This window comes from Actinomadura rubrisoli (assembly GCF_004349215.1).
Lineage (GTDB): Bacteria > Actinomycetota > Actinomycetes > Streptosporangiales > Streptosporangiaceae > Spirillospora > Spirillospora rubrisoli.
In genome coordinates this window covers 1-980 of record NZ_SMKU01000740.1, presented here as the reverse complement: position 1 = coordinate 980, position 980 = coordinate 1, and the positions used below count along the sequence as shown (strand labels likewise).

Below are 980 nucleotides of genomic sequence, written 5' to 3'. Positions count from 1 at the left end.
TGAGGTTTTCCCTGCAAGATTGATTCGGGTAGTAGGGCATTCCCGGGCATGATCGGTAGCGCAAGGGGAGACTCGCGGACAGATCGCCGGGCCCGGAAACGGGACGTGGAGCCCCGGTAGAAGAGGTCTCACCACAAGTCCTCGTCCGCTACCGGAGGCTCCACGTTGGTCGCCTATCCTGCCATGCTCGACGTCTCCCGCGAACTGATCCGCTTCGTTGCCGGGCTACTGCGCGCCGAACGCAAGGCATGCGGCACCCGCACAGGCACACGGGCTCTGACCTGCTGGGTTCAAGCCCTGTTCGTGATCGTCTGGTTCCGTGACAAGCCGAACATCACCCGGCACGGCGCCGCGTTCGGGATCTCCCAATCGACCGCCTACCGGTACCTGCACGAGGGCATCGATGTCCTGGCCGCCCGCGCCCCGGGCCTGCACCAGGCGCTCCACGACGCGCCGGCCGGCGGACTGAGCCACCTGGAACTGGACGGCAAGATCTTCGCCACCGACCGCTGCCGCATCAAGACCCCTAGCGTGAAAGGCGAAATGATCGACGCCTGGTACTCGGGAAAGACCAACGATTTCGGCGGCAACGTCCAGGCCCTGTGCGACCCGAGCGGATTCCCGATCTTCACCAGCGACGTCGAACCCGGCCACATCCACGACCTGGAGGCCGCCCGCGTCCACGTTCTGCCCGCCGTGTACCCACACACCGGTGAACTGCCGGTTCTGGCCGACTCGGGCTACCAAGGCGCAGGCCACGGCGTCATCGTCCCGTTCGCACCACCCACCGGCGGCAACATCCCCACCCTCGACAACCGCTGTCGCGACCGCCTCCAGCGCTTCCTGCGCTGCCGCGGCGAACGCGGCTTCGCGCTGCTGACCGAACGCTGGACCGCACTCAAACACACCACTCTCAGCCCCAGCAGAATCGGTGACCTCGTACGCGCCGCCCACGTCCTCACACTCTTCGAACACCGCCG

The 980-nt window shown here is 66.4% G+C and carries 1 protein-coding gene; it reads left to right on the top strand.

Annotated elements, in window-relative coordinates:
• Positions 1-183 precede the first annotated feature (183 nt).
• On the top strand, positions 184-980 hold a 797-nt coding region (locus tag E1298_RS47215), incomplete at its 3' end, for a transposase family protein (RefSeq protein WP_131903867.1).